Annotated in this window: 25 protein-coding genes and 1 pseudogene; 14 read left to right on the top strand and 12 right to left on the bottom strand. The window is 66.1% G+C overall.

Annotation, left to right across the window (positions count from 1 at the left end):
* Positions 1-17 precede the first annotated feature (17 nt).
* Together ABD53_RS03880 and ABD53_RS03875 are read left to right on the top strand one after the other, a co-directional pair.
* On the top strand, positions 18-866 hold the full coding sequence (locus ABD53_RS03880) for a QueT transporter family protein (RefSeq protein WP_047864395.1): 849 nt from the start codon (positions 18-20) through the stop codon (positions 864-866).
* Entirely contained in the window at positions 856-2118 is a 1263-nt protein-coding gene (locus tag ABD53_RS03875; RefSeq protein WP_047864394.1) for an adenosylhomocysteinase, read from the top strand. Before ABD53_RS03880 ends, ABD53_RS03875 begins: the two co-directional genes overlap by 11 nt.
* A gap of 20 nt (positions 2119-2138) precedes the next feature.
* Here ABD53_RS03875 and sugE read toward each other — a convergent pair whose 3' ends face one another.
* Together sugE and ABD53_RS03865 are read right to left on the bottom strand one after the other, a co-directional pair.
* Positions 2139-2459, bottom strand: coding sequence for a quaternary ammonium compound efflux SMR transporter SugE (gene sugE, locus ABD53_RS03870; RefSeq protein ID WP_047864393.1), 321 nt, complete (start codon positions 2457-2459; stop codon positions 2139-2141).
* 151 nt (positions 2460-2610) lie between these two features.
* Complete coding sequence (locus ABD53_RS03865) at positions 2611-3165, bottom strand: hypothetical protein (RefSeq protein ID WP_047864392.1); 555 nt, start codon at positions 3163-3165, stop codon at positions 2611-2613.
* Between the two features lie 229 nt (positions 3166-3394).
* On the opposite strand from ABD53_RS03865, the gene trxB reads away from it, so the two are divergent.
* Positions 3395-4405 carry a thioredoxin-disulfide reductase gene (trxB, locus tag ABD53_RS03860; RefSeq protein ID WP_407690102.1) on the top strand — a complete coding sequence of 337 codons (1011 nt, stop codon included), beginning with the start codon at positions 3395-3397 and terminating at the stop codon, positions 4403-4405.
* A 94-nt stretch (positions 4406-4499) separates the two neighbouring features.
* Here the strand turns inward: trxB and ABD53_RS16420 are convergent, their stop codons facing one another.
* On the bottom strand, positions 4500-4724 hold the full coding sequence (locus ABD53_RS16420) for an SMR family transporter (protein WP_084709271.1): 225 nt from the start codon (positions 4722-4724) through the stop codon (positions 4500-4502).
* A 69-nt stretch (positions 4725-4793) separates the two neighbouring features.
* On the bottom strand, positions 4794-6512 hold the full coding sequence (gene polX, locus ABD53_RS03855) for a DNA polymerase/3'-5' exonuclease PolX (protein ID WP_053057647.1): 1719 nt from the start codon (positions 6510-6512) through the stop codon (positions 4794-4796).
* Positions 6513-6667: 155 nt separating this feature from the next.
* On the opposite strand from polX, the gene ABD53_RS03850 reads away from it, so the two are divergent.
* The 5 genes and pseudogenes from ABD53_RS03850 to ABD53_RS17170 all read left to right on the top strand — a co-directional run.
* Positions 6668-7372: a phosphatase PAP2 family protein gene (locus tag ABD53_RS03850; RefSeq protein WP_047864390.1), complete on the top strand. Its 705-nt coding sequence runs from the start codon at positions 6668-6670 to the stop codon at positions 7370-7372.
* Between the two features lie 7 nt (positions 7373-7379).
* Positions 7380-7694, top strand: coding sequence for a hypothetical protein (locus tag ABD53_RS03845; protein WP_152670559.1), 315 nt, complete (start codon positions 7380-7382; stop codon positions 7692-7694).
* 173 nt (positions 7695-7867) lie between these two features.
* Positions 7868-9319, top strand: a complete 1452-nt coding sequence (locus tag ABD53_RS03840; protein WP_047864388.1) for a cation diffusion facilitator family transporter — start codon at positions 7868-7870, stop codon at positions 9317-9319.
* An 80-nt stretch (positions 9320-9399) separates the two neighbouring features.
* Positions 9400-10017, top strand: a complete 618-nt coding sequence (gene lepB / locus ABD53_RS03835; RefSeq protein WP_084709269.1) for a signal peptidase I — start codon at positions 9400-9402, stop codon at positions 10015-10017.
* Positions 10018-10244: 227 nt separating this feature from the next.
* A pseudogene (locus tag ABD53_RS17170) lies at positions 10245-10397 on the top strand (signal peptidase I); the annotation flags it as partial.
* Positions 10398-10547: 150 nt separating this feature from the next.
* Here ABD53_RS17170 and malQ read toward each other — a convergent pair.
* Complete coding sequence (malQ, locus tag ABD53_RS03830; protein ID WP_084709268.1) at positions 10548-12086, bottom strand: 4-alpha-glucanotransferase; 1539 nt, start codon at positions 12084-12086, stop codon at positions 10548-10550.
* Between the two features lie 315 nt (positions 12087-12401).
* Between malQ and ABD53_RS17405 the strand changes: the two genes are divergently transcribed.
* Positions 12402-13184, top strand: a complete 783-nt coding sequence (locus ABD53_RS17405) for a glycine/sarcosine N-methyltransferase (RefSeq protein WP_200900267.1) — start codon at positions 12402-12404, stop codon at positions 13182-13184.
* Positions 13184-14029 (top strand): SAM-dependent methyltransferase, encoded by an 846-nt coding sequence (locus ABD53_RS17400; protein ID WP_047864386.1) that lies wholly within the window; start codon positions 13184-13186, stop codon positions 14027-14029. The genes ABD53_RS17405 and ABD53_RS17400 overlap by 1 nt, the downstream gene beginning before the upstream one ends.
* 117 nt (positions 14030-14146) lie before the next feature.
* Here ABD53_RS17400 and ABD53_RS03815 read toward each other — a convergent pair whose 3' ends face one another.
* The 6 genes from ABD53_RS03815 to ABD53_RS03795 form a co-directional block, all read right to left on the bottom strand.
* Positions 14147-14668, bottom strand: coding sequence for a peptidylprolyl isomerase (locus ABD53_RS03815; protein WP_047864385.1), 522 nt, complete (start codon positions 14666-14668; stop codon positions 14147-14149).
* 93 nt (positions 14669-14761) lie between these two features.
* A complete protein-coding gene (locus tag ABD53_RS03810; protein WP_160309617.1) occupies positions 14762-15874 on the bottom strand; it encodes a polysaccharide deacetylase family protein in 1113 nt (370 codons plus the stop codon).
* Positions 15875-15962: 88 nt separating this feature from the next.
* Positions 15963-17270, bottom strand: coding sequence for a putative glycoside hydrolase (locus tag ABD53_RS03805; RefSeq protein WP_053057645.1), 1308 nt, complete (start codon positions 17268-17270; stop codon positions 15963-15965).
* A 38-nt stretch (positions 17271-17308) separates the two neighbouring features.
* Positions 17309-18664 carry a hypothetical protein gene (locus tag ABD53_RS03800; RefSeq protein ID WP_200900266.1) on the bottom strand — a complete coding sequence of 452 codons (1356 nt, stop codon included), beginning with the start codon at positions 18662-18664 and terminating at the stop codon, positions 17309-17311.
* Between the two features lie 393 nt (positions 18665-19057).
* Positions 19058-19240 carry a hypothetical protein gene (locus tag ABD53_RS16790; protein ID WP_152670557.1) on the bottom strand — a complete coding sequence of 61 codons (183 nt, stop codon included), beginning with the start codon at positions 19238-19240 and terminating at the stop codon, positions 19058-19060.
* A 68-nt stretch (positions 19241-19308) separates the two neighbouring features.
* On the bottom strand, positions 19309-20994 hold the full coding sequence (locus ABD53_RS03795) for an ABC-ATPase domain-containing protein (RefSeq protein ID WP_084709266.1): 1686 nt from the start codon (positions 20992-20994) through the stop codon (positions 19309-19311).
* 173 nt (positions 20995-21167) lie between these two features.
* Between ABD53_RS03795 and ABD53_RS03790 the strand changes: the two genes are divergently transcribed.
* Positions 21168-22178 (top strand): alcohol dehydrogenase catalytic domain-containing protein, encoded by a 1011-nt coding sequence (locus tag ABD53_RS03790; RefSeq protein ID WP_047864482.1) that lies wholly within the window; start codon positions 21168-21170, stop codon positions 22176-22178.
* A 309-nt stretch (positions 22179-22487) separates the two neighbouring features.
* On the opposite strand, the gene ABD53_RS03785 is transcribed toward ABD53_RS03790, so the two are convergent.
* Positions 22488-23378, bottom strand: coding sequence for a LysR family transcriptional regulator (locus ABD53_RS03785; RefSeq protein WP_047864383.1), 891 nt, complete (start codon positions 23376-23378; stop codon positions 22488-22490).
* A 114-nt stretch (positions 23379-23492) separates the two neighbouring features.
* Between ABD53_RS03785 and solA the strand changes: the two genes are divergently transcribed.
* The 3 genes from solA to ABD53_RS03770 are packed head-to-tail and all read left to right on the top strand — an operon-like array spanning position 23493 to position 25925.
* Positions 23493-24680 (top strand): N-methyl-L-tryptophan oxidase, encoded by a 1188-nt coding sequence (solA, locus tag ABD53_RS03780; RefSeq protein ID WP_084709263.1) that lies wholly within the window; start codon positions 23493-23495, stop codon positions 24678-24680.
* The gene (locus ABD53_RS03775) at positions 24673-25488 is read left to right on the top strand and encodes a M24 family metallopeptidase (protein ID WP_047864381.1); all 816 of its coding nucleotides are present in this window, start codon (positions 24673-24675) and stop codon (positions 25486-25488) included. The genes solA and ABD53_RS03775 overlap by 8 nt, the downstream gene beginning before the upstream one ends.
* The gene (locus ABD53_RS03770; protein ID WP_047864380.1) at positions 25485-25925 is read left to right on the top strand and encodes a M24 family metallopeptidase; all 441 of its coding nucleotides are present in this window, start codon (positions 25485-25487) and stop codon (positions 25923-25925) included. Before ABD53_RS03775 ends, ABD53_RS03770 begins: the two co-directional genes overlap by 4 nt.
* Positions 25926-26043 lie beyond the last annotated feature (118 nt).

Below are 26043 nucleotides of genomic sequence, written 5' to 3'. Positions count from 1 at the left end.
CCTACAGGAGGTGTAAGGTGAAGGAAGTATTCACGATGTGGCGCCACACCCAGATGGTGGTGCTGGTCGCGCTGAGCGCGGCGATCTACGCCGCGGTGCTCATACCGTTCAAGGGCTTCGTGCTGGTGCCGGGCTTTACCGAGCTGCGCCCGGCGAACGTGTTCCCGTTCGTGTTCGGGCTGCTCTTCGGCCCTGCCGGAGCCTGGGGCGCTGCCATAGGGAACCTCATCGGGGACTTCTTCGGAACTTTAGGCATCGGTAGTATCGCCGGGTTTATAGGAAACTTCTTCCTCGGCCTGCTGCCGTACAAGCTGTGGGGGGCCTTCTTCCGGCGGGGCGAGAACATGGAGCAGAACGTTAACTCCGGCAAAAAGCTCGCCGTGTACATAGCCGTAAGCGTGCTGGCCTCTGCGGTGTGCGCGATGTGGATCGCCTGGGGTAACGACGTGCTCGGCTTCGTGCCGTTCGCCGCGCTGGCCTCGATAATCACGGTGAACAACGCCATCGCCGGCATCGTGCTCGGCCCCATTCTCCTCCTGCTGCTCTACCCGCGGGTCAAGCGTTGGGGCCTTTTGTGGACCGACATCATGCGCCCGGAGGAGGTCTCCGCACCCCGGTTCAAGGCAGTGGGTAACGCCCTGGCCTGGATCGGCGGCCTCGGCGGCCTGATCTTCGGCCTCGCCCTCGGGCTCGGGCTCTACTCCCAAGGGTTCGCCGCCGCCGGTTTTGCCAGCGGGGGCGCGGGCAGCCTCGGGATAGGGCTCGGCCTCATACCCTTCCTCCTGCTCGTGATAATAGCCAGCTTCATGCTCGGCGGCCGGGATCAAGTAGAAGCGGCAGAGGCAGAGGAGGACCGTGTCGTCTAAGAGCACTAGGAGCAGAGTCAAGGACCCCACACTCGCCCCGTCCGGCCACGAGAAGATAGACTGGGCCGCCCGCCACTCGCCGGTCCTGAACGCCATCCGCGACCGTTACCTCGCCGACGGCACCTTCGACGGCCTGCGGGTGGCCGTCTCGCTCGCCGTCGAGGCCAAGACCGCCTACCTCGCCGCCGTGCTGGCCGAAGCCGGGGCGGAGGTGTCTCTGGCCAGCCCCGGGCCGTTCTTCGTTCAGGACGACGTGGCCGCCGCCCTCGCCGAACGCGGTGTCACCGTCCACGCCTCGTCGGCGAGCCCACAGGAGGATTCGGACGCCGAGCTCCTCGCCGCCCTCGACGTCGAGCCCGACGTGGTCATAGACGACCGGGCGGGGCTCGCCCGGCTACTGCACACGGAGCGCCGGGACCTGTTACCGAACGTGCGCGGCGTCTCGGAGGAGACGACGAGCGGCGTGGCGAAGTTCGCGGCGATGCACGCCGAGGGCGTCCTCGAAACTCCGGCCATCGCGGCGAACGACGCCCGCTGCAAGCACCTCTTCGACAACCGCTACGGCACCGGGCAGTCCACGCTCACCGCCATCATGCACAACACCAACCTCATGCTCGGTGGCAAGCGCCTGGTCGTCCTGGGCTACGGCTGGTGCGGCAAGGGTATAGCCCGCTACGCCGCCGGGCTCGGGGCTCGGGTCACGGTGTGCGAGGTCGACCCGGTCAAGGGCCTCGAAGCCTATGCCGACGGCCACGACGTCCTACCGGCGCTCGACGCGGCGGAGATGGGCGAGGTTTTCATCACCGCGACCGGCTCCTGCGACGTGCTGTCCCGCGAGCACTTCTCCCGCATGCGGGACGGGGCCATCCTGGCGAACGCCGGCGGCGTGGACGTGGAGATAGACGTGGAGGGGCTGGCGGATGCCGCCTCAGAGCAGCGACGGGTACGCGGGGCGAACGTCGAGGAGTTCGTGATGCAAGATGGACGCCGCCTGGATCTCATCGGCGGCGGCCGGGTGGTGAACATCACCGCCGGGGACGGGCATCCCGTGGAGATCATGGACCTCACCTTCTCCGTGCAGGCGCTCTGCGCCCACCATCTGGCGAACCGCCGCATCACGGAGCCCGGCGTCCACCTCCTGCCCGCCGAGATAGACGACCGGGTGGCCGCCATCAAGCTCGAAGCCGTCGGCATGGGCGTGGACGGCCTCAGCGACGAGCAGCGGGAGTTTCTCGCCAGCTGGCGCGAGTAGCTCCGGAGCTTCCGGTGAGCCTAGCCTCCAGAGGTCAGCCGCAGGCCGGCGACGCCGGCCAGGATCAGGAGTATAGAGAGCATTCTCGCCACGGTTACCGGCTCCTTGAAGAGCAGGATGCCGAGAATAACCGTGCCCACCGCCCCGATCCCGGTCCACACGGCGTAGGCCGAGCCGACCGGGAGCGTCCTGAGCGCCGCCGAGAGCAGCCAGAAGCTCACGCCCATCGCCGCCACGGTGAGGAGCGAGGGCACGAGCCGGCTAAAGCCCTCCGTATACTTGAGCCCTATCGCCCAACCAGTCTCGAAAAGCCCGGCCAGAAACAGGTAGATCCAGGCCATACCACCCCTCCATCCTCGCTGATAACCTACACGTCTTGTGGAGGCGGCAGGGCTCCCGGGCATGTCCGGGTACCGTAGAGACGTTCGTGGCCCGCCCCTCCGTCGCCGGAGTGTAGTCGAAACACGACGTTACGGGTCGGAGGGTCCGCCGCTAGAGAACAGGCCCGGTGCCGGGGCCGGCTTCCGGGTCCTCCGCCAGCGCCCGCTCGGCGAGAGTGGCGCCGCGGGAGATCATACCCCGCGTCTCCTGCCGCGGGTTGCGGGGGCGCTTATCCACCTCCCGTTGCGCCAGGGCGTAGAGCCTGAATGCCTGTGCGGCCCGCGGGTCCGCCGCTAGCCGGGGACTCCGGCGGCTGGCAGCGTACAACTCGGTGATCAAAGCTGCGAAGCGTGACATCCTGTTGGCGGCGATCTCCCGCCGCCGTGCGCCGGCCAGCTTCGACCGGTACACCCCGAGGGGCAGAACGACCGCGTAGCAAAAGAAGCCCGTAACCACCATCGCCGGGTAGAAAAACTCCGCCGCGAGCAGGCCGCTCCAGATAGAGACCATGACCGGGAGGAAAGAGGCCAGAAAAAGCCACAGCGGCAGCAAAGCCAGGAGCAGAAGATCCAGGCTAAGCCCGAACGCGACGGCACCCGGCTCCCCAGTCTCTGTCCGGGATAGGCCGGTATGCGCGCCGGACGGCAGGTCGGGTGACTCGCCCATACCCCGTAGTTTATATTCGATTACCCGTCTCCGTGCCAGCCGCCCCCGCGTCCCTCTATCCGACCTACCTGATTATCTCCCTCGTGATCCCCGGAAAACGGGCGTCGTAGCCTGGCCGCGGCGTTGACCTGTTCACAATAATGTACAAGATAAAGCTATTGGATTTACGAGATATAATAGAATGACTCTTGTAGCTGAAGTCTGTGTAATTTGTATAAATCGGGAGGCGATTTTGGCGCGCGATCAGTACGACGTGGTAATAGTAGGCTCTGGACCGGCGGGGTATACCTCGGCGCTTTACGCATCGCGGGCGAGCCTTTCGACGCTCGTTTTCCAGGGCTTCGAGATGGGCGGGCAGCTCATGCTCACCTCGGACGTTGAGAACTATCCGGGCTACAAGGACGGTGTCATGGGCCCGGAGATGATGGACGAGTTCGAGGCCCAGGCCGCGCGGTTCGGGGCCGAGATGCGCCCGGACAACGTCGAGCGCGTGGACTTTTCGGAGCGGCCGTTCAAGCTGTGGGCCGAAGGCGAGGACGAGCCGGTGCTGTCCCAGACCGTGGTCATAGCGACGGGTGCGAAGGCCAAGTGGCTCGGGCTGGAGAACGAGCAGCGTCTGATGGGGCGCGGAGTTTCGGGCTGCGCGACCTGCGACGGGTTCTTCTTTACCGGCAAGAAAGTGGCCGTCGTCGGCGGCGGCGACACGGCGATGGAGGAGGCCCTGTTCCTCGCCAAGTTCGCCTCCGAAGTGAAGATCCTGCACCGGCGCGACGAGTTCCGGGCGTCCAGGATCATGCTTGAGCGCGCCCAGAAGAACCCGGTCATCGAGTTCGTTACCAACGTCGCCGTCGAGGACGTGCTCGGCGAGGAGTCGGTTACCGGGGCGCTCCTCAGGGACACCCAGACCGACGAGGAGTACGAGCTAGAGGTAGACGGCTTCTTCACGGCTATAGGCCACGAGCCCTCCACCAAGCTCTTCAAGGGCCTCGTGGAGATGGACGACGCGGGCTACATCCTGCAGAAGGAGCACACCATGACCAGCGTGCCGGGCGTGTTCGCCGCCGGGGACGTCTCGGACATCCGCTACCGGCAGGCCGTGACCGCCGCCGGAGACGGCTGCCGCTCGGCCATAGACGCAGAGCGTTGGCTGGAGGAGCAAGGCGAGGCCGAGGGGGCCGAGGACCCGAGCGTGTGGGAGGCCGCCAAGGACCCGGCGGAGGCCGCCGCAGCGAGGGAGTAGCTCCGGCAACTCCGGCAAAACACTAAAAACACTATCTACCGTCCGCCGAGGCCCTCGCACACCCGCGGGGGCCTCTTTCGCGGTGCGCCGGCCTCTACGAGGTCAGCCGGGGCCCGGCCGCCCCGGCGACCATGAGGAGCGTGGAAAGCACCCTGAAGAGGTCGCCCACCCCGGAGCGGAGTAGGATGCCGAGGACGGCGGTGCCGGTGGCATGGGTCTTTAGGGAGACGGAGAGCAGGTAGAAGCTCGGGGCCCCGGATACGGTCATGCCGACCGCCGGCCACGGGCGGGTAAAGCCTCCGGAGTACTTGAGGCCGATAGTTCAAGGCCGAGGGCGAAGCCGTTCCCGGAGACCCCCGCGATTAGTAGATACATCAGGCCACGACTACTACTTACCCTCCGCCAGGAATGCCTCGAACTCCCGGAGCGGCAGGCAGTTTATTACGTTGTCCTTCCCGGCCCAGGCACGGCGCGCCTGGTCTACGCCGTACCGTATGAACGAGAGCGCCCGTTCGTCGTGGGCGTCGGTGTCTATGGTGATGCGGACCCCCTGACGCACGGCCTCGCGCGCGTAGGGCACCGAGAGATCCAGGCGGTCCGGGTACGAGTTTAGCTCCAGCGCCGTGTTCGTCGTCTTCGCCTCCTCTATGAGCCGGTACACGTCAACCTCGTAGGGCTCGCGGCGGTTCAGGATGCGCCCGGTCGGGTGGGCGATGGTGCGCACGTAGGGGTTGTTTATCGCCCGCAGCATCCGGTCGGTCTGATCTTGCTCGGGCAGGTTGAACGCCGTGTGGACGCTGGCGACGACGAAGTCCAGCTCGGCGAGTAGCGCATCCTCGTAGTCGAGCTTGCCGTTCTTCATTATGTCCACCTCCGAGCCGCAGAGGAGGCGTATCTCCTCGTACTCCGCGTCTGCTTCTCGAACGGCGTGTATCTTCTTCTTCAGGCGGTCGGGGGATAGGCCGTTGGCGACGCGCAGGCTCTGGGAGTGGTCGCAGAACACGAGGTACTCGTAGCCGAGCTCGATGGCGGCCTCTGCCATGCTCTCGATGGTGCCCTGGCCGTCGGAGTAGCTCGTGTGGACGTGCAGGTCGCCCCGGATGTCCTCTACCCGCAAGAGCTCCGGCAGGCTCCCTTCCTCGGCGGCCTGTAGCTCGCCGCCGTCCTCGCGCAACTCCGGCGGGATGTAGGACAGGCCGAGCCGCTCGAAAAGCGCCTCTTCAGTGGCGAATGGCTCGTACTCGCGCTCGTCCGGGGCCTTGTGATCCTCCGCTATGCCGTACTCGGAGATGTTCAGGCCCCGGGCCACCGCCCGCTCGCGCAGGACGACGTTGTGGGCCTGGCTTCCGGTGAAGTGGTGCAAGAGCGCGCCATAGCTCTCGGGCGCGATGATGCGCAGGTCCACGTCGGTCCCGGCCGTCTTTATGGAGACCTTCGTCGGCCCGTGGGCCACCATCTCGTCCACGAACTCCGCCTCCGCGAAGGCGTCTGCAAGCGCCTGCTGGTCGGTGCTCGCGGCGACTATGTCGAGGTCGCCGACGGTCTCCTTGCGGCGGCGCAGCGAGCCCGCGAGCTCGGTCCGTTCGGTGGACGGATGACCCCGGACGAAAGATATTAGCTGCTCGCCGAGATCGGTGGCGTCGTTCAGGAGCATGCGGCGCTCGGTGGAGTTGTAGGTGCGGGCCGCTTCGAGGATGCGATCCTCGCTCTTCTTGCCGAAGCCCTTTAGCGCGGCGATGGAGCCCGGCTCCACCTCCACGAGCCCCTCGACGCTCGTCACGTCCAGCTCGCGCCATAGCCTGCCGGCGGTGCGCGGCCCGACGTTCTGCAGGCGCGTTACCTCTACCAGGCCGGGCGGTATCTCGTCGGTGAGGTCCTGCAGGAGCTGCGGCGTCTCGTCGGCGGCGAGGGCCCGGATCACCTCTGCCGTAGACCCGCCGACGTGGGGGAGCTCTTTCGGGTCGTCCATGTCAGAGACCTCCCGTCCGGAGGCCGCCACGCTCTCGGAGGCCCGCTGGTAGGCGAGCACCCGGTAGTGCTCCTCGCCCCGGATCTCCATCAGCGCCACGATGTTCTCCAGGGCCCGCACTATCTCGCCGTTACGCAACCGCCTGCCTCCCGCGTCTACTTCCCGATTTTCCGACTTCTCGACTAGATTGACTTCTCGGTCCCGGCCGCCCGGATTATACGCCGTGTGCACGCGCCCACCGGGTTATCATGCCTCTCGTGAGGCTCTCCGGGAGATCCAGGTCGTCCAGGGCGGTGGAAAGGCTGCGGCGCGAGGTGCGGCGGCGGCCAAAGTCCGCCCTGGCGCTCCAGCTAGCTCTCGGGCTGGGTCTCTCCTCCGGGCTGCTTCTCCTGTTTCTGGAGCTCTCCGAGGAGGTCGTGCAGGGTGAGAGCCGTCGCGTAGACACGGCGGTGCTCCGGGGCGTCGCCGCGGTCTCTCCCGGATGGTTCGACGTGCCGATGCGCCTCATAACTGCGCTGGGCTACTACTGGTTCGTGATACCGGCCCTCGTCTTCTCCGCCTACCTCTTCTATCGCTCGGGCTACAGGCTCTCCGCCGCACTGCTCGTCGCCTCCACCGGCGGCAGCATCGCCCTGACCACGGTCCTGAAAATAGTCTTCCGCCGGGCGCGGCCCGAGATCATAGACTCCGGCTACGAGGCCTCCTTCTACTCCTTCCCGAGCGGCCACGCGACCGTGGCCGTCGGGTTCTACGGGGCGCTCGCGCTGTTGATAGCCCTCCGCCTCGAAAGTCCCTGGCGCTGGCTGGTAGCCGCCGCCGGGGCCATCCTGATAGCCCTGATCGGCTTCTCCCGCCTCTACCTCGGCGTCCACTACCCGACGGACGTGCTCGCCGGGTACCTCGCCGCCTCGCTGTGGCTCGTCTCCGTGTGGCTGGCCTGGAGGCTGTGGCGGCTCGCCTTTCCGCCCGGCTCCCGGCCGCGCAAGCCTCCGGTATAGAAGGGAGATGCGTAGGTTGCTACCGGGCATGAGACGCGCGCTGCTCAAGGATCCCGGTTTCCCGGGGGACATCGCCTTCTTTCTGGTGGCGCTCTTCGTGGGGCTCTCCAACCTGACGCTCGGGCTGGCGGGCACTCTCCTGATACACGCCCACCCGCTGTTCTTGGCTTTCGTGGCCTCTGGAGTCGGTGCGATCTCACTGGGGACGGGCGAGGTGTTACCGGTGGATCTAACCTGGCTCACGGTTACGCTAAGGATTACAGGGCTCGCGATGGGCCTGCTATTCATGGTGCTCCTACTGAGGACCATCCTCGTCCCCTAACTACCCCGCAATACTCTGAAAGGGCGGTTCTCGCTAACCGCCGTGGTGGGAGCGAGACTCTGGAAACCTCTCTTGCATCGGATTTTGCCAGGCCCCGAGAAACCTTTAGGCAAAACTAAAAAAACGCCAATTTGCAGGGAATTTTTCCGTGTAACCTGTGGTATATTCTCCTGATGTCCGCCGGTGCCGACACGGGACTTTCGAAGGGTGCGCAGCGGGAGAAGAACCGGGTGACGGTGGCCTCGCTGGCGGCTGCGGTGTGCCTGACGGCGGCGAAGCTGGCGGCGGGGCTGGCGACGGGGAGTCTCGGGCTGTTGGCGGAGGCCGCGCACTCGGCGCTGGATACGGTGGCGAGCGTTATCACGTTCTTCTCCGTGCGGGTCGCGGGGCGTCCGGCCGACGAAAATCATCCCTACGGGCACGGGCGGGTCGAGAATCTCTCGGCGGTGGTGCAGGGGGTGTTGCTGCTCGGGACGGCGGCCTGGGTGCTGTCCGAGTCCATAGGCCGAATCTTCTTCGAGCCGGTTGCCGTGCAGGTCTCGGTGTGGGCTTTCGTGGTGATGGGGGTGAGCGTGGCGGTGGACCTGTGGCGCTCCCGGATGCTCTACCGGGTCGCCCGCCGGCACGGCAGTCGGGCGCTGGAGGCCGACGCCCTGAACTTCCGGGCCGACATGTTCAGCTCCTCCGTGGTCATAATCGGGCTTGCACTCTCGGCGTACGGCGCCAGCGTCGGGGGCGGCGGGTGGTTTCTGGAGCGGGCCGACGCGTTCGCGGCGCTGCTGGTCGGGCTGTTTATCCTGGGCAAGGCCGGTCAGCTCGCGATGCGGAGCGTGAACGTGCTGCTGGACCTCGCTCCGGTGGAGCTTCAGGGCAGGATCTCGCGCGGCGCGGAGTCCGTGAGCGGGGTGGTCGAAACCCGCCGGGTGCGCCTCAGGGAGTCCGGCCACCGCAAGTTCGCGGACATCGTCGTGAGCGTGCCGAGGACGGTCAGCGCCGCCGAGGCCCACGGCATCAGCGAGAGGGTCGAGGAGACGGTGCGCTACATAGACGGCCGTACCGAGAGCGTCGTACACGTCGAGCCGGTCGCCACCGAGGCCGAGACGATGGCCGAAGCCATCCACGGCATCGCCCAGGAGATGGGGTTCAGGACCCACCACGAGCGGGTGCAGCGCGCGGGCGGGAGCTATGAGGCCACGCTGCACGTCGAGGTGGACCCGGCGCTCACGTTAGGCGAGGCCCACGAGCGGGCCAGCGGCCTCGGAGACGAGATTCGGCGCCAGGAGCCCCGCATCGCCCGCGTCAACTCGCACATAGAGGTGGCAGAGCCCGATCCCGAGGAGCGCGAGCGGGTGGACGCCGATCACCCGGAACTCGTGGAGGAGATCCGGCGCGCGGTGGCGGGATCCGGTACGGAGGCGAGCTGCCACGAGGTGCGCCTGTACCGGCACAAGGGTCCGGAAGACGCCGAGACGGGGGCACTCGACGCCGTGCTCCACTGTGACTTCCCGCCCCGGATGGGCGTCGGAGAGGTACACCTGCGCACCGAGCACGTCGAGCGGACGCTGCGGGCCGGCCTCCCGGCGCTGGAGCAGGTCGTGATCCACGCCGAGCCCGCCGCCGGGTAGACCGGGGAGTGTGAGCGGAGTGTGAAGTTACCCCGGAATTTTGCCGCATTCCCCCTTTTGGTGGGTTATTCTTAGCCTTTATGAGCGACGAGCGTTTCCAGACGAGCCGGAAAGACGAAGACGGGCAAGCCGGGAATAACGGGGAGCCCTCCTACAAGGGGCGCCGCGACCGCCGGGCCGCGAAGCAGCGGGGCGGGACGGTCGAGCTACTGGTCATCGCCCTCGTCGCGTTCGCGCTGGTCTTCGGGGTGGTACGGCCGTTTATCGTGGAGGCGTTCGTCATACCGTCGGGGAGCATGATCCCGACCCTGATGATCGGCGACCGGGTGCTCGCCAACAAGTTCATCTACGACTTTACCGACCCCGAGCGGGGCGACGTCGCCGTGTTCGAGAGCGTCGAGGTGGAGGGCCAGGACCTCATAAAACGCGTCGTCGCCACCCCCGGTGACACGGTGGAGGTTCGCGAGGGCAAGCTGTACGTGAACGGCAAGCCTCAGAACGAGCCCTACCTGAACCAGGACGGCGGCCTCAGCCCGCCGCAGGAGGAGATCACGATCCCCGAAGACTCCTACTTCATGATGGGCGACAACCGCAGCAACTCGCGTGACTCCCGTTTCTTCGGCCCCGTCCCCGAGGAGAACATGGTAGGCCAGGCGTTCCTCGTCTTCTGGCCCCCGACCCATCTGGACGCTCTGTAGCCGGGTGGACGGTCCAGGCACAAGACTCCCGGAGCACGCGTCACGGACAGGACTTCGCCTCGTCCGCCCTGCTCCTCGGTCTCTCTCTCCAGCGTCGGTGTCCGGCTCCTTGAGGCCGCTCTTCGCTCCGCCGTCCATAATCGCCGGGCCGAGCATGAAACCGACTCTGGAGGACGGCGAGCAGATGCTGGCCGTGAAGCCCGGGTTGCTCGTCTGGGGAGCCGGAGCGCGGGGATGTGGTCCCGCTCCGGGGCGAGAACGGCGGGGCGGACCTCATAGAGCGCGTCGCCGACCTGCCGGAAGAGACGACCTCCATGCAGGGAGGGATGGTGTACGTGGGCGGCGAGCCGCTGCGCGGCGCGAGTGCGGGCCGGCTTTAGCATCGGGTTGCCGCCGGGCCCCGCATCCACGTCCTTGGAGACAGTCACGGCGCTTTCCTGGGCTCTCGCTCCTCCGGCCCGGTTCCGGTGGAGTGGATAGAGGGCGGATCGGCCTCCGGCGAGGAGGGTCGAGCGAGTAAAGGCTAGCGGCTAACTCCCGAGACGGCCGTAGATCCGGGCCTTCTCCCGGATGCCGGAGGCCAGCTCCGTGGTCAGCTCTCCGCCGGATAACCCCCAGGACCAGTTACCCTCGGTGGTGCCGGGGGTGTTCATGCGGGTCCCGGAGCCCAGGCCGAGGTGATCCTGCATCGGGACCACGGCCCGCCGCGCCGTGGAGGCGTAGGCGAGCCGGATAAGATCTTCCACCCCGGCATACTCCCGGCCCAGGTAGCGCCGGGCGTACTCCCGCTCCTCGCGCGAGGCGGAGGTCCACCAGCCGGCTGTGGTGTCGTTGTCGTGGGTGCCGGTGTAGACGACCCACTCCTCGTGGCCGTAGTTGTGGGGCAGGAAGTGGTTGTCCGGCCCCGAGAAAGCGAACTGCAGGACCTTCATCCCCGGCAGCCCGAGCCCGTCGCGCAGCGCCTCTACCTCGGCCGTGATCTCCCCGAGGTCCTCCGCTATCACCGGCAGCTCTCCGAGCTCTTTCTCCAGCTTATCGAAGAGGGCCCGCCCCGGCCCCTCGACCCAGCGCCCCCTCTTGGCGCTCTCCGCCTCGGCCGGGATCTCCCAGTGGGCCGCGAAGCCGCGGAAGTGGTCCACGCGCACGGCGTCGTACAGCTCGAGCGCCCGCCGCATCCGGCGCACCCACCACGCGTACCCCTCCCCGGCCATGCGCTCCCAGTCGTAGAGCGGGTTGCCCCAGAGCTGGCCGGTCTCGGAGAAGTAGTCCGGCGGCACCCCGGCCACCACGGAAGGCTCGCCTCCCTCGTCCAGGTGGAAGAGCCCCTGATTCGCCCACACGTCGGCGGAGTCGTGGCTGACGAAGATAGGGAGGTCCCCGACGATCTCGACCCCCGCACCGCGCGCCGCGCGGCGTACCTCGCCCCAGTGCTCGTCGAACAGGTACTGCACGAACTCGTGAAACCCTATCTCCCCGGCGAGCTCACGCCGGGCCTCGGCCAGCGCGTCGCTCTCCCGGCCTGCGAGCCCCCCGGGCCAGCGGCTCCACGGCTCGCCGCCATACCTCTCCTTGAGCGCCCGGTACAGCGCGTAATCCGGCAGCCAGTCCTGATGCGCCTCCCGGAACGCCGAGAGCTCCTCCCGGAGCCCCTCTCCGCCCCTGGCGTAAGCCTTCCTCAAAAGCCCGTCCTTGCGCGCGGCCACCCTATGATAGTCCACCGGTCCCGGCTCCTCCGGCGGGGCCTCGTCCCGGCGGAGCAACCCGGTCTCGATCATCCGCCCCGTGCTAACCAGCAAGGGACTCCCCGCAAAAGCCGACCCCGAGGAATACGGTGACCCCTCGGCGTCCGGGGGGTTCAGCGGCAGCACCTGCCACAGCCGCTGCCCCGCCTGCTGCAGAAAGCCCACGAACCCCACCGCCTCGCCGCCGAGCTCCCCGATACCATAAGGACCCGCCAGCGAGGTCGGGTGTAACAGTATCCCGGCGCTCCTCGAGCTACCCGCGCTCTCCGTACCCTCTGCGCTCTCCGAATTCTCCGCACTTCTCGCACTTCTCGAAATCTCCGTCATGCCGCAAATTCTATACGCCGTCGGGGCCACGATGCCGCCCGCCGCCCGGAACCGCAAACAGCCTGCAAAAGCATGGATTTGGCATGGATTTTATGCTTGAATCTGTTTCTCCAAGTGAAATCTTTGCATAATTTCGAATATTTGACCGCTCCAGAGGTCTTTGTTTGGCCTCCCAGAGGTGGCAAGACGTTACGAAAGGGTGTAGGATCGCATACTTATTCATCCGAGGGATCCAGAGAGAGGAGTTGGTGACCTATTTCGGACGAGATTCGGGAGAAGGAACGAGAGACGCAGCAGGCGTTTGGCGACAATCCGGTGGAGGTTCGGGAGTCGGACCACTACACGATGGAGTACGTCGAGAGTTTCGTGGACAAGTGGGACGAGCTCATAGACTGGGAGGCCCGCGCCGAGAGCGAGGGCGACTTCTTTATCGAGCTTCTGAAGGACCGCGGCGCGCGGTCGGTGCTAGACGTCGCCACCGGGACGGGGTTTCATTCCCTGCGGCTGCTCAACGAGGGGTTCGACGTGGTGAGCGCGGACGGTAGCGCGGAGATGCTCGCCAAGGCCTTCCAGAATGGCCAGAGGTACGGCGGGCATATACTGCGCACGGTACACGCCGACTGGCGGTGGCTGAACCGCGACGTGCGGGGCACTTACGACGCGATTATATGTCTCGGCAACTCCTTTACCCACCTGTTCGACGAGCGGGACCGCCGCAAGACGCTGGCGGAGTTCTACGCCATGCTCAACCACGACGGCGTCCTGATCATGGACCAGCGCAACTACGACGCCATCATGGACGACGGTTACTCTTCCAAGCACACGTACTACTACTGCGGCGACGACATCAGCGTCTACCCGGAGCACGTGGACGAGGGGCTCGCCCGCTTCCGCTACGATTTCCCGGACGACTCCGTCTTCCACCTCAACATGTGCCCGGTGCGCAAGGACTACATCCGGGGGCTAATGGAGGAGGTCGGGTTCCAGAGGGTAGAGACCTACGGCGATTTCCAGGAGACCTACCGCGACGCGGACCCGGACTTCTTTATCCACATCGCTGAGAAGGCCTACGAAGTCCACGAGGAGGATGAGCGGTAGTGACACAGAAATATGAAGAGTACACCGGAGCCGTAAGGACCGCGCAGGAGTACTACAACTCCGACGACGCGGACAACTTCTACTTTACCATCTGGGGCGGCGAGGACATCCACGTCGGGATGTACCGCTCCGATAACGAGCCGATCTTCGACGCCAGCCGCCGCACCGTCGAAAGGATGGCCGGGCGGCTGGGTGGTCTCGGCTCGGAGGCCCGGGTTCTGGACGTGGGGGCCGGTTACGGCGGCTCGGCGCGCTACCTGGCCCGGGAGTACGGCTGCGAGGTCGTGGCTCTGAACCTGAGCGAGGTAGAGAACGAGCGCGACCGGCAGATGAACCGGGAGCAGGGCCTCGACCATCTCATAGAGGTTGTGGACGCGAGCTTCGAGGACCTGCCCTACCCCGACAACGCCTTCGACTTCGTCTGGTCCCAGGACGCGATGCTGCACAGCGGCGCGCGGGCGAAGGTCATAGACGAGGTCGTGCGGGTTCTCAAGTCCGGCGGCGAGTTCGTCTTTACCGACCCCATGAAGTCCGACGGCTGCCCGGAGGAGGTGCTACAGCCCATACTGGACCGCCTGCACCTGGAGACCCTGGGCTCGCCCGGCTTCTACCGCGAGCGTACCGCGTATCTGGGCATGACAGAGCTTGACTACGAGGATCACCATGAGCAGCTCCCGGAGCACTACGGCCGCGTGCTGCGCGAGACGGAAGAGCGGGAGGAGGAGCTCGCCGGGGCGGTTAGCCGGGAGTACATAGACAACATGAAGAGAGGCCTCGGGCACTGGGTCGAGGGCGGCCGCAACGGCCACCTGGAGTGGGGGATCTTCCACTTCCGCAACGGCTAGCAGCCGCCAGAACCGTAAGGTAAGTAAGGTAAAGCCGAACATAGCCGGGGGCCGCACCTTACACATCCTGGGTGCGGGCCCCGGCTCTACTTTGTCCGGGGCGATCCCGGACGTTGTTTAAGAGGCGGGGGTCTCCTCTATCTCCACGCTCTCGATGCGGTTGCCGGGCTGGCGGTCGCGCTGGGGGTCGCGCTCGCGGATCTCGTTCAGGGTGTCCATGCCCTCGACCACCTCGCCGAAGATGGCGTGCCGGCCGTCGAGGTGGGGGGTGGCGGCGTAGGTGATAAAGAACTGCGAGCCGCCGGTGTCCGGTCCGGCGTTCGCCATCGAGAGGATGCCGGGCCTGTCGTGGCGGAGGCTCGGGCCGAACTCGTCCGGGATGCGGTAGCCGGGGCTTCCGGTCCCCGTGCCGGTCGGGTCTCCGCCCTGGACCATGAAGTTCTTTATGACCCGGTGGAAGGTGGTGCCGTCGAAGTAGCCGTCGCGGGCGAGGAAGACGAAGTTATTAACCGTTACCGGGGCCTCCTCTGCGAAGAGGCGGGCCCGGATGCGGCCCTTCTCGGTGTCGAAGACGGCATGATACTCCGCGCCCTCTTCTAGCTGCATCTCCGGCGGGTCATCGTAGCTCTGCTGGGCCAAGATATCTCCTATCTGCTCTGTCTGTCGTGCTCTGTCATCAGTGATCTACCCGCACATGCTAACCCGGAACCGGCGTGGAGTCGGTGCGGGCTCTCAGTAGGGCCGGATGCGCTTTCCCGCACTCTGTATCTCGGCGGTGTCGAGGCTCTCTCCCGAGCCCTTTGGGAAGGAGACCACGTCGGGGTTGCCGTCGCTGACATATCTTTCACCCGGATTCTGCTCAAAGTACCGGAAAAGGGCCTGGCTCTGTCCCGCCAGCTCGCCGGTCTGGATGCGGGGTACGTGGTAGGGATCCAGGCGTGAGCTATACGGGGCCGGGCTCGGTCCACCGGCGACCTCGGCGGCCCCTTCCAGGTCGTACCCGGAGCCCTGCCACGTGCCGGACCTCAGCAGCGCCTCGTTGGAGGGATACTCGCCGAAGGGCAGGGAGAGGCTGTCCACTTCGTAGTCCGGGAGACGCTTCTTTATCTCCGCCACGGAGAGTGCGAGCTGCTCTCTGACCCCGGCCGGCGTGGCCTGCGCGAGGTTCGCGTGATACAGGGTGTGAGTGCCGATCTCGAACCCGGCGTCCGCCAGATAGCGCAGCTTCTTCTCCGCCAACTCGGGCTGCCCGAAGAGGTTGTTCGGGGCGTTCGCCTCCGGCAAGACGAAGAACGTGCCCTTCATGGGCCAGTCCTGGTGCTTGCGGTGGAACTCGGCCAGCACACCCACGGCTCCCGCCGGCTCGGGCACCCAGTCTCCCTCCTCTCGCACCATCGTGAACTGGGTGTCGCTGGAGTCGTCGAAGGTCAGCACGACCGGGGTCTTCCCCGCCGGGACCTCCAACGCACCTTCTACGAGGTCCCGGAAATTCACCGGGTAGTAGTCGTTCTCGTACAGGTAGGTAAGTTCTTGCCGGAACTGCTGTGTGGAGATGGTCCAGTCGGGGGAGAAGGTCGGATCCCCGCCTATGCGATGGTACTCGAGCACCATGATGCTCCCGGTCTCATCCGCTCCAACCTCCGCCGGGCTCCTGGACTGCTTTGTAGTGTCTGCCGTGTCTGCCGGGCTCGTCGTGCCTCCACCGCCGGACTTCTGGTCCGTGCCCTGCGAGCCGCCGTTCTGCTCCCGCTCGGCACTCGAAGAGCCTCCGGACTCCGTATCTCCGCTCCCCGACTCGTCGCCCGAGCCTCCTCCGCATCCGGTGAGCAGGGCCAGCATTAGCATCGTTAGCAGGATCCGCGGCATCGAGAGCGGGCGGGGGAGAGGGCGGCGTCCGCCGGCCGGTTGCGTCTCTGGCCTCAACCACATCACGCTACTGCCCCCCGACTCCGAGGACAGTTTCGGTGTACTCTCCGGCGGCGTTCCACAACAGCCAGCCCCGGATGCCGGAGTCCCGGGCCGCGTTTATCTGGGCCTCTATCTGGGTCGGGCCGTAGGCGGAGACGTAGTCGAAGTCTTGGAGCCAGGGCCGGATCTCGATCTCCGGGTTCGCTTTGCGGGCCTTCTTGGAGAAGTCGTCCATCGCGAGCTCGACGATCTCGTACGGGTAGGCGTCCGGGTTTCCGTAGCCGTAGGCCCCGGCCGGGTAGTGGGAGGGGTACACCATCGGGGAGAGCACGTCCAGGTGCGGGGACATCTCGGAGACGATCTGACCTATCCCCACGCGGTCGTTCATCCCGACCAGGCCGAAGACGTCGGCGGAGAGCTCGGCGCCGGTCGGCTCCAGCTCCTTTTGCGTGTGCTCCAGAAAGCCCGCGATTGCCGCAGCCTGGGTCGGGGCGGTCTTTTCTCCGTAGCTCAGGCGGTTCATCGGGCCGTCGGACGGGAAACGGACGTAGTCTAGCTGTATCTCGTCGAAGCCGGCCTCTGCGGCCTCTTTCGCTATCGCGGCGTTGTACTCCCACGTGCTCTCCCGGTACGGGTTCGCCCAGGTGCCGCCCTGATAGGTCCGCCACGGCCCGCCGGTCGCGGAGTCCAGCACGGCGAGGTCCGGGCGCTCGCGCGGCAGCACGTCGTCCTGGAAGACGGAAAGTCGGGCGATGGTATAGATGTCGCGGTCTTCCAGCTTCTCGACCAGCTTCTCGAGGTCCGGGATCTGGCGCGTGGTCGCGCCGATCTCCCGCGCCAGTGGCACCTCGGAGGGATACGTGGTGTGACCGGCCTCCTTTACGTCCACAACGAGAGCATTGACCTCGGTCTCCTCAGCCGTCTGCAGTATCCCGGCCATTTTCTGACCGCCCGCCGCGGTCCCCGGCACGTAGAGCCCCTTCACGGCCTCCGGCTTATCTCCGCCGCCCTCTTCGCCGCCCGGGGACTCGCCAGCGGACCTGCTCGTGGCTTCGCTGGTACCTCCCATACTTTTCGTGGCTTCCGTAGCTTCCATGCCTCCGCTCGTACCTTCGCTATTTGAGGCGTTTTTCGAGGCGTTTTGCGAGGTGGAGCCGGAGTCTGCGTCGGCGTTCCCGGAGGACTGCCCGCTATTCTGGCCGGACCCGCCGCAGCCGTAGAGCGCGAGCGACAACAGCACCAGCATCCCCACCAGGGCCGGGATCTTGAGTAGCCCGGAGCCTGGCCGCCTCTCCGGTGCTCTTCCGCTCCGCGAAGGGTTATCGAGTTTCACGTATCCGCCTCCTGGTTCGCGTCTTACACGGTCGGCGTTCACTGGTAGTTGACGACGGCGGGGGCCGGCTCCATCTGCAGCACCTCCTCTGGTGAGAGGACCGGGTAGTCCTGACGGTAGAAGATCTTGAACCCCCCGTACTGGATGGGCTGCTGACCGACCAGGATGTCGTACTTGGAGAGCTTGGCCGCCGCGCCCCCGAAGCCGTCGGCGTTCAGGGATACCTGGACGTTCTTAGTCGGGCTTATGTTCTGCTTGCCGGAGACGATGCCGGTCTCGAACTGGTGGACGACCACCAGCTTGTCCGGGATGTTCTCCTTCTCGACGAGCTGATCCATGTACCGGACGGCGCGCTGGATGTCGGAGCCCGCGATGGTGCCGAGGTTTATGCCCGGGACCTGTCCGGGGCCCACGGAGTACTCGGTGTCTATGGCGAGGTGGACGTGCTCCTGCTTGAGGAACGGCTCGAGCTTTCTGACCTCGTTCATCAGGTCGTCGCGCCCGAGCTGGACGTCGAGCAAGAGCAGGGCGTCGTTTTTCTTCGCGAGCCTGGAGTAGCGCCGGATCTCCTCCACCGGCGTCTGCTGCACGTAGAGTCCCTCCGGCCCCGGGTTACGCTGGGCCACCGACGCTATGAGCTCGATGGTGGGCACGGCCGGGCGCTCGGGGTCGGCGGCGGAGTAGGCCCTGGTCTGCTTCTTGAGCTGGGCCATCATCTCTTCCGGCGGCAGCTCGCCGAGGATGCCCATGTAGCCCGAGAGCGGCGTACCGTAGTAGGCGACGAGCCGGTTCTCCTGCAGCGGACCGTTTGATGGGTCTTTCGCCCCGCGTACCAGCATCCGGCCCGGAGGGAAATCCTTTTCTCCATCGGACTCACCCCTGCCACCATACCGGCCGTGGGCGGTGTCGGCCTCGGAGCGATCTTGTAGAGGTTTCGCGCCTTCCGGGGGCGGGATCGCGGCGAAAGGCTTCTCTGCTTTCCGGGACTTATCACCGCCCGAGTCTCCAGAGTCTTTGGAATCTCCGGAGCCACCCCCCAGGCCGAACAGACCCCCTTTACTATTATCCTCGGCATTCCCCGAATTTCTCGCGTCTCCGCCCCGCCCGCCTTCTCCGGCCTCCCTGTCCGCTCTCGCGCCCTCGTAGCCCGCTTTCGGGGAGTCCTGGGAGCCCGAAGATCCAGAGGAGCTCGAAGAGTTGGCGGATTCAGAAGAGTCAGAAGAGTCAGAGGAGCCGGAGGATAGCGAGAGGCTCTGATCCCCGGAGGAGAACAGCCAAGCGCTACAGCTTTGAGCGAACACGAAGAGCACGAGAACCACCAACATCAGCAGCCCTATCACTCTCAGACGGCGTCTTCTGAGGTACCGGGCGTTCCAACCGGCGCGTTCGTCCAAGGCTTCTCCCTCTAGCTCTCCCGCCCGTCTCCCCGAGCAGAGTCAACCTGTTCGGCTACGATCGCCCTTCCGGAGTTTCCCGGATGGCACCTCCCCGTAGCCCGTGGCCGGAGGTTACTACCCGAAAGTACGTTTGTCTCAATCTTGTCCTTGGCGAAATTCGGCCTCTGGGATTACGTGTACGGTCCACGACACCGGACTAGACACTATAAAGAGTATGTTGCCAGACTCACCCACAACACCCGGTGGAATAGAGATCTCAAAGGATCTCCGTGCCCGGTCGCGGAGCCGGCACGTATAGGCCTGGTCTCCTTCCCACCGTGCCCCGGTGCGGGATGGAACGAAAGGGCGGCGCAAACTCGCGACTCACCGGCCACCGCTGACCGCGCCGGATCAGACGTTAAAGAAAGCCCCCGCTATGGCCGAAGCCAGTATGGCGGCCCAGCCGATGCCGGTCAGCGTCGAGGATCCCGCCAGGAGGCTTATCAGCACGAGCAACACGCCCAGCACGACGAGTATCTTGGCTACCGGCCTTTCTGAAAGGATACCTCTACTGTTACCACGAGACCTGTTCACTTGTTCTCCATCCTCCTCGCTCGTCAGCCGCCCGAAGCGGATTTCCCCCGCATATTCTACGGATAATTCTAGACGGTCGTGGCCTTGAGGGAGCGGATGCGATTTATGGCGGCGGCGACCTCCTGCGGGCGGGGCTGGCTCATCTCACCGGGGTGGCCCTTGAACGGGCCCAGGGAGTCGAGGCCGTTCTTCTCCACGTCTGCCAGGGCCTCTTCGGCGACCTCGCGGGCGCTCTGGCCGTTCTTGCTCTTGGCGAACTCGCCGATGATCCTGGCTATCGCCTCGGTCTGGCCGCCTTCAGCGAGCTGCTCCAGGTAGGTGAGGTCCACGCTCTCCCGGCCAAGCTCCACGGTTGAGAGGCCCTTGCCCCGGGAGGTCTCCTTCTTGCCGCGCCTGAGATCTATGGAGCCCGGCTCCAGGCTGCGGTCCCTGGGGTTGGAGATCCCGGCTCCGCCTATCGGTGCGCGCGGCGGAAACTCCTCTGTCACCTCCCCGGCGCGCCCGGTGGCGTCGGTTGCGGCGTAGTCCTCCAGGAGTATGACGTGATCCGCCACGTCCAGATAATCCCCGACGCCACCGACCACGACTATGGTGGAGACGCCGAGGTCCCTGTGAAGCGGGGCGACCACGTCTATGAAGGGGGAGATGGGCTCGCGCTGGATCAGCTCGCGCATCCTCTCGTCCCGGATCATGAAGTTGGTAGCGCTGGTGTCCTCGTCCACCAGAAAGAGCGACGTGCCGACCTCCAGCGCCTCCGCGATGTTCGCAGCCTGCGACGTCGAGCCCGAGGCGTTGGTGGTCGAGAAGTCCTCGGTGGAGCCGCCGCCCGGGAGCCCGCCGATAGAGCCGGATATGTCCACCCCGGCCACACTCCTGCCGTCCTCGGCTCTGATCTTGACCGCGTCCTCGCGTGTGACAACCAGCTCGCGCCCGTCTCCGGGCAGGTGATCGTACACGCCCCACGACAGCGCGCTGAGCAGCGTGCTCTTGCCGTGGAAGCCGCCGCCCACGATGAGCGTTACTCCCTCGGGGATGCCCATGCCCGTGACCGCGCCACGGTTCGGGAGATTTACCTCCACCCGATACTCCTCGGGCGTTGCGAACGGCTTCGCACCGCTCTTCATCGGGCGGTCGCTCGCGCCGCTCTCGCGGGGGAGGATCGCGCCGTCCACGACGAAGGCGACCAGCCCGAGCTCCGCCAGCCGTCCGCGCAGGTGCTCGGCGTCCTCAACCGTCTGGACGTGCTCCAGCGCTTTCTCCGTGTCAATACCTTGATGTATTAACGCGCTGTGCACGATCTCGGGCAGCTCATCCAAGAGCACCTCACGGGCGGCGCGGCCGTCCACGGTGCGGCCTTTAGCCGGAAGACCCACGGCCATGCGGGCCTCGACGCCGCTCTCGTCGACGACGCAGGAGGTGCGGGGGACGATCACCTGAGAGGGACGCTGTATCTCGACGCGCCCGCTCTTGCCGGAGCCTCGGTTGCCCTGGACGGCGCGTTTGATCTCCTGCTCGGCCTGGCGGGTGAGGAAGTCCTCGAAGGCGAAGCGGCGCACGAGATTCTCGTACAGGGCGCGGTCGAAGCCGTTGTCGTGAGTGCGCACCCGGATGAGTGACGGCGGGGCGAACGGGTCTCGCTGTACCTTGTCCACGTACAGGGTGAAGTCCCCGAACTCGTACGTGCCCTGCAGGTCCTTGTAGGCTCCGTAGCCCTTGTTGTCTATGCGGTCTAGCGTGCTCTTCAGATTCTTCACTGAGTGCTCGTCTCCTCGTGCCGCGACGCCCCCGCGCCGCACTCGCCGACTCTGCAGACTCTCGTATCACCGGGTTACCCACTATAACGCTCGCGGAACCGGGCTTGCACATCTCCGCCGGGCGGTTAGGATTTGCGGGTCTCATACACGAATTCGTATCGGAAGGGTGTTTGATGAAGGCGATGGTAATGCAGGATACGGGCAGCGCGGTTTCGCAGGAGGAGCGGCAGAGGCCGGAGCCCGGCGTTGACGAGGTCTTGATCCGGGTCCGCGCCTGCGGCGTGTGCCACAGTGATCTGGCGGTGCAGCAGGGCGCGTTCCCGTTTGCGCAGTTCCCGCTGGTTCCGGGGCACGAGGTCGCGGGCGTGGTCGAGGAGGCCGGCGAGAACGTCGAGTGGCCCCAGAAGGGTCAGCGCGTCGGGATGCCGTGGCTCTACGACTCCTGCGGGCACTGCGAGCAGTGTACCGCCGGGGACGAGGTCCTCTGCAACGAGGTCCAGGTTACGGGTGTTACCCGGGACGGCGGATACGCGGAGTACATGATCGCACCCGCAAGCTACGCCGTCCCGATCCCGGATGCCCTGAGTGACTCGGAGGCCGGGCCGCTGATGTGCGCCGGGCTGACCGTGCACAATGGCCTCAAGCGGGCCGAGTTCCGGCCGGGCGAGAAGGTCGCCGTTATAGGGCTCGGCGGGCTCGGCCATCTCGCGGTGCTGTACGCCCGGGCGATGGGGGCGCGGGTCGCCGTTCTCTCGGGCAGCCCGGACAAGGAGGGCGAGGCCCGCGAGCTCGGGGCCGAGCGCTTCATAAATACCAAGGAGAAGTCGCTCGCCGACGCGCTACAGCAGTGGGACGGCGGCGCGGACATCGTGCTCGCAACCAGCCCCTCGGGCGAGCTGATGAGCCAGGCCGTGAACGGGCTCGCCCAGGACGGTCGGCTCGTGGTGCTCGGCGCCGCCGGGGATGAGATCGAGGCCGCACCGGCTGCTCTCATAATGGGCCGCCGCAAGATCATGGGTGTACCCTCGGGCTCGCGTAAGGACGCCCGCGACGCCCTCGCCTTTGCCGCCAGCCACGACATCCGGCCCCGCGTTACCGAGCGCCCGCTGGAGGATGCGGACGACGTCCTGAAGGAGATGGCGGACGGCCGCCTGCGTGACCGGGTGGTGCTGACCTTCGGCTAATCGCATCGCCGGCTTTGGGCGGCCGGTTTCGGCAGATAGTGCCGGCCACTGTGAGAGGCGGGGTCATTCGGGTGCAACCCCGCCCCTCCTAGCGAGACGGAAACGCTGACACAGGAGTTGTGTAGCGGTTGTATGGTGAGGCTGTCCGGACTTCTTTCAGATAGCTCTCCCCGGTGTATTCCGGGGAGAACTCCTCCTCGATGGTGCTCCCGGAGAGATGCGCCCTCCGATCCCCACTGGTGGCACCCTGGGCCATGGGTACATACAGTGCTGCTCTCGCCCGGTTAAGCTCCTTTCTCGTCTATCGGCCTACTCCTCTCCCCGGGCCACCTCCCGCAGGGTCCTGGTGAAGTTCTCCGCGAGCAACGAGTCCTCGTTCTCCAGGGACGCCAGGCCGAGCCAGCTCCCCGTCTCCTCTGCGTCCAGCGGCCGGTAAGTCACACCCTCGCGATGGACGCGCCGGGCTGAGTCGGGGAGTATCGCCAGCCCGACTCCGCTAGCCACGAGCCCGACTATGGTCTGCAGGTGTATCGCCTCCTGCACGACCTGGGGGTAGGCCCCGACGCTCCGGTACAGCTCCAGGATGTGCTCGTGAAGCCCTGGCACCAGCCTGCGGGTAAAGAACACCAGTGGGAGATCCGAGATCTCCTGCATCGGCACCTGGTCCAGCCTCTCCAAAGGATGACCCTCGGGTAGCGCAACCAGCAACCTCTCTTCTAGCAGAGGCTCCACACGGATGCCGGGAGCCTCCAGCGGCAGCCGTGCCAGCCCGACCCCGATCCCTCGCTCGTACAAAGCGTCGAGCTGCTCCCCGCTCGTAAGCTCCTTGAGCTCCAGCTCCACGCCGCCGAACCGCTCCCGAAACAGCCTCACAGCCGGCGGCAACAGGCTCAGCGTCGCCGAGCTTACGAACCCCACCGTGAGCCGCCCCGTGAGCCCGGCCCCCGCGCTCCGGGCTACCTCCGCCGACTCCTCGACCGAGCGGAGTATCTCCGCCGCCCGTGGCAAGAACGCCCGTCCGGCGTCCGTGAGGCTAACGCTGCGGGTGGTCCTCGCGAAAAGATCCACCCCGAGCTCCCGCTCCAGGGCTTTGATCTGCATGCTGAGTGGCGGCTGACTGATCCGCAACCGCCGCGCCGCCCGCCCGAAGTTCATCTCCTCCGCCACCGCGACGAAGTACCGTAGCTGCCGCAACTCCATAATACATATATACAACATATTAATTAAAGGTACAAAAATATATTAGACACAAAAGATACTTCTTCTTAACATCCCGGGCAGAGGCAGGCTATTCGCAGACGGGAGGCGGGTACGGTGAATGCGGACTACGAGGTCATAGTAATAGGGTGCGGGGGCCTGGGTTCGGCGGCGCTGTACCGGCTCTCGCGGGAGCTCGGGGACGGCGTGCTCGGGCTGGAGCGGTTCCGGCTCGGGCATCACAACGGGGCGTCTCAGGATCACTCGCGCATTATCCGGCTGGCCCAGCACCAGTCGCAGTACGCCGCGCTGGCCCCGGACGCCTATCGCGCCTGGGAGGAGGTCGAGGAGGAGTCCGGGCAGCGGCTGGTGACCAAGACCGGCGGGCTCGTCATAGAGGACGCCGCCGGGCGGGACCCGGAGAAGGTCGGGACCCGCAACATCGAAGGCTACGTCGCGGCCTTCGAGGAGTTCGGCTTCGACTACGAGGTTCTGGACGCGGGCGAGGTGATGAGCCGCTGGCCGCAGTTCCGGCTCGGAGGGTCGGAGCGGGCCATCTACCAGGAGGAGTCCGGCATCGTGGACGCGGGCAGGGCGAACGCGGTACATGCGGCGCTCGCCCGACTGAACGGCGCTACCATACTGGAGGAGACGCCGGTGCGCGCGGTGCGGCCGAGCGGGAGCGGGGTGGAGGTAGAGACGTATGAGGAGACCTACTACGCCGACAGGGTCGTCGTGGCCAGCGACGCCTGGACCAACCAGGTGCTCGCCGGTACGGGCTTCCAGATGCCGCTGACCGTGACCCAGGAGCAGGTCACCTACTACTCTACGCCGAATCTGCGAGAGTTCTCGCCGGAGCGGTTCCCGGTCTTTATGTGGCACGGGGCGCACAACTACTACGGATTCCCGGTATACGGCGAGGTCGCGACGAAGCTCGGCGAGCACATGGGCGGCCACGAGGTTACCGCCGATACGCGGGACTTCGAGCCAGACCCGGAGAGGCAGCGGCGCTACCGGGAGTTTCTCGAAGAGCACGTACCCGGCTTTCTGGGGCCGGAGCTGTACACGAAGACGTGCCTGTACACGGTGCCGCCGGATCAGAACTTCGTGCTGGACACGTTGGACGAGCATCCCCAGATCTCGGTCGCCATAGGGGCCGGGCATGCCTACAAGTTCGCGGCGCTCATCGGTGAGATCCTCTCGGAGCTCGCGCTGGATGGAGAATCTCGCCACCCGATAGATTCCTTCTCCGTCTCGCGTCCGGCGCTCACCGACCACAGCTTCGAGAAGGCGTTCCATGCTTGACGAGACGAATAGGGTGGAGCGCGCCGCGCCCAGAGACCGGCGCACGCTGGGCCAGACGAGCACGCTGCTGGAGCGCGGCGTGGACTTCGGGCGGCTGCGCCGGGAAAGGCTGTACAAGGTGCAGGCCGAGATGCGGGACCGGGAGATCGGTGCGCTGCTCCTCACGGATACCATAAACATCCGCTACGTCACGGGCGTGAGCGTGATGCCGCTGTGGACGGCGACCAATCTCGGCCACTACGTGCTGGTGCCCGTCGAGGGCAGCCCGGTCGTCTTCGAGATGGCCCAGGCTAAGTTCCGGGCCGAGGAGTTCTTCTCCGACGTCAGGAACGCCTACCACTGGCAGGCCCGGTTCGCAGACCACATGGCCCCCGAACGCTCCGGCGAGTGGGCGGCGGAGATAGCCTCGGAGCTAAGGAGCCGGGGCGTCGCCGGCTCGAAGCTCGGCGTAGACCGCCTCGATTACCACGGCTTCTCCGCCTTGCAGGCGCAGAGACTGTGTCTCACCGACGCTGACGAGCCACTGGAGGCCGCGCGCATCATAAAGACGCCGGACGAGATCGAACTCATCCGGCAGTCGGCCGCCGTCTGCGAGGCGGCGCTGTACGATCTCGAAACGGCGATCCGGCCCGGCGTGAGCGAGCACGAGCTGCTCGGGGTCTTCTACCACAAGATGCTCTCCCTGGGCGGCGAGTACTGCTTCTCGCGGCTGCTCTCGACCGGCCACAAGACCAACCCCTGGTTCCAGGAGGCCGGGAGCAAGCTCGTCAGGCCCGGCGACCTCGCGTCGCCTTCGACACCGACATGACCGGCCCCGAGGGCTACGTCTGCGACGTCTCGCGCACGTTCCTGTGCGGAGACCGCGCGACGCCCGCGCAGAAGGAGGCCTACCGGGCGGCCCACGACTTCACGCAGGAGGTTGCCGCGAAGCCCCGGCCCGGCCTCGCGTACGCCGATCTGCTGGCGGATCTACCAGAGTATCCGAAAGCGTACGACGAGCAGCGATACCCGTTCGTGTTGCACGGTATCGGCACCGACGACGAGCCGCCGTTCGTGCCGTTCCCCGGGACGCCGGAGGCTGCGGAGCTTGAGGGGGAGTTCCGGGAGAACATGGTGGTGAGCGTGGAGTTCTACGCCGGGGAGGTCGGAGGTCAGGACGGCGTGAAGCTGGAGGATGAGGTCTGGATCTCCCCGGACGGGCCGGTGATACTCTCGTTGTATCCTTTCGAGGAGAGGCTGCTGTAGTGCGGCGCGTGGGGACCGGTGAAACCGGGTTTAGAGACCCCGGTCGGTGGCAAAGGAGGTGAGCGTGCCCTGCAGTAAGAGGCGTTGGCCGGGAGGCTGACGCGACGAGGGACCGGCA

The sequence above is a fragment of the Rubrobacter aplysinae genome, from assembly GCF_001029505.1.
Taxonomy (GTDB): domain Bacteria; phylum Actinomycetota; class Rubrobacteria; order Rubrobacterales; family Rubrobacteraceae; genus Rubrobacter_A; species Rubrobacter_A aplysinae.
The sequence above is the reverse complement of the archived record's forward strand: the minus strand, read 5'-3'. Positions and strand labels throughout refer to the sequence as shown.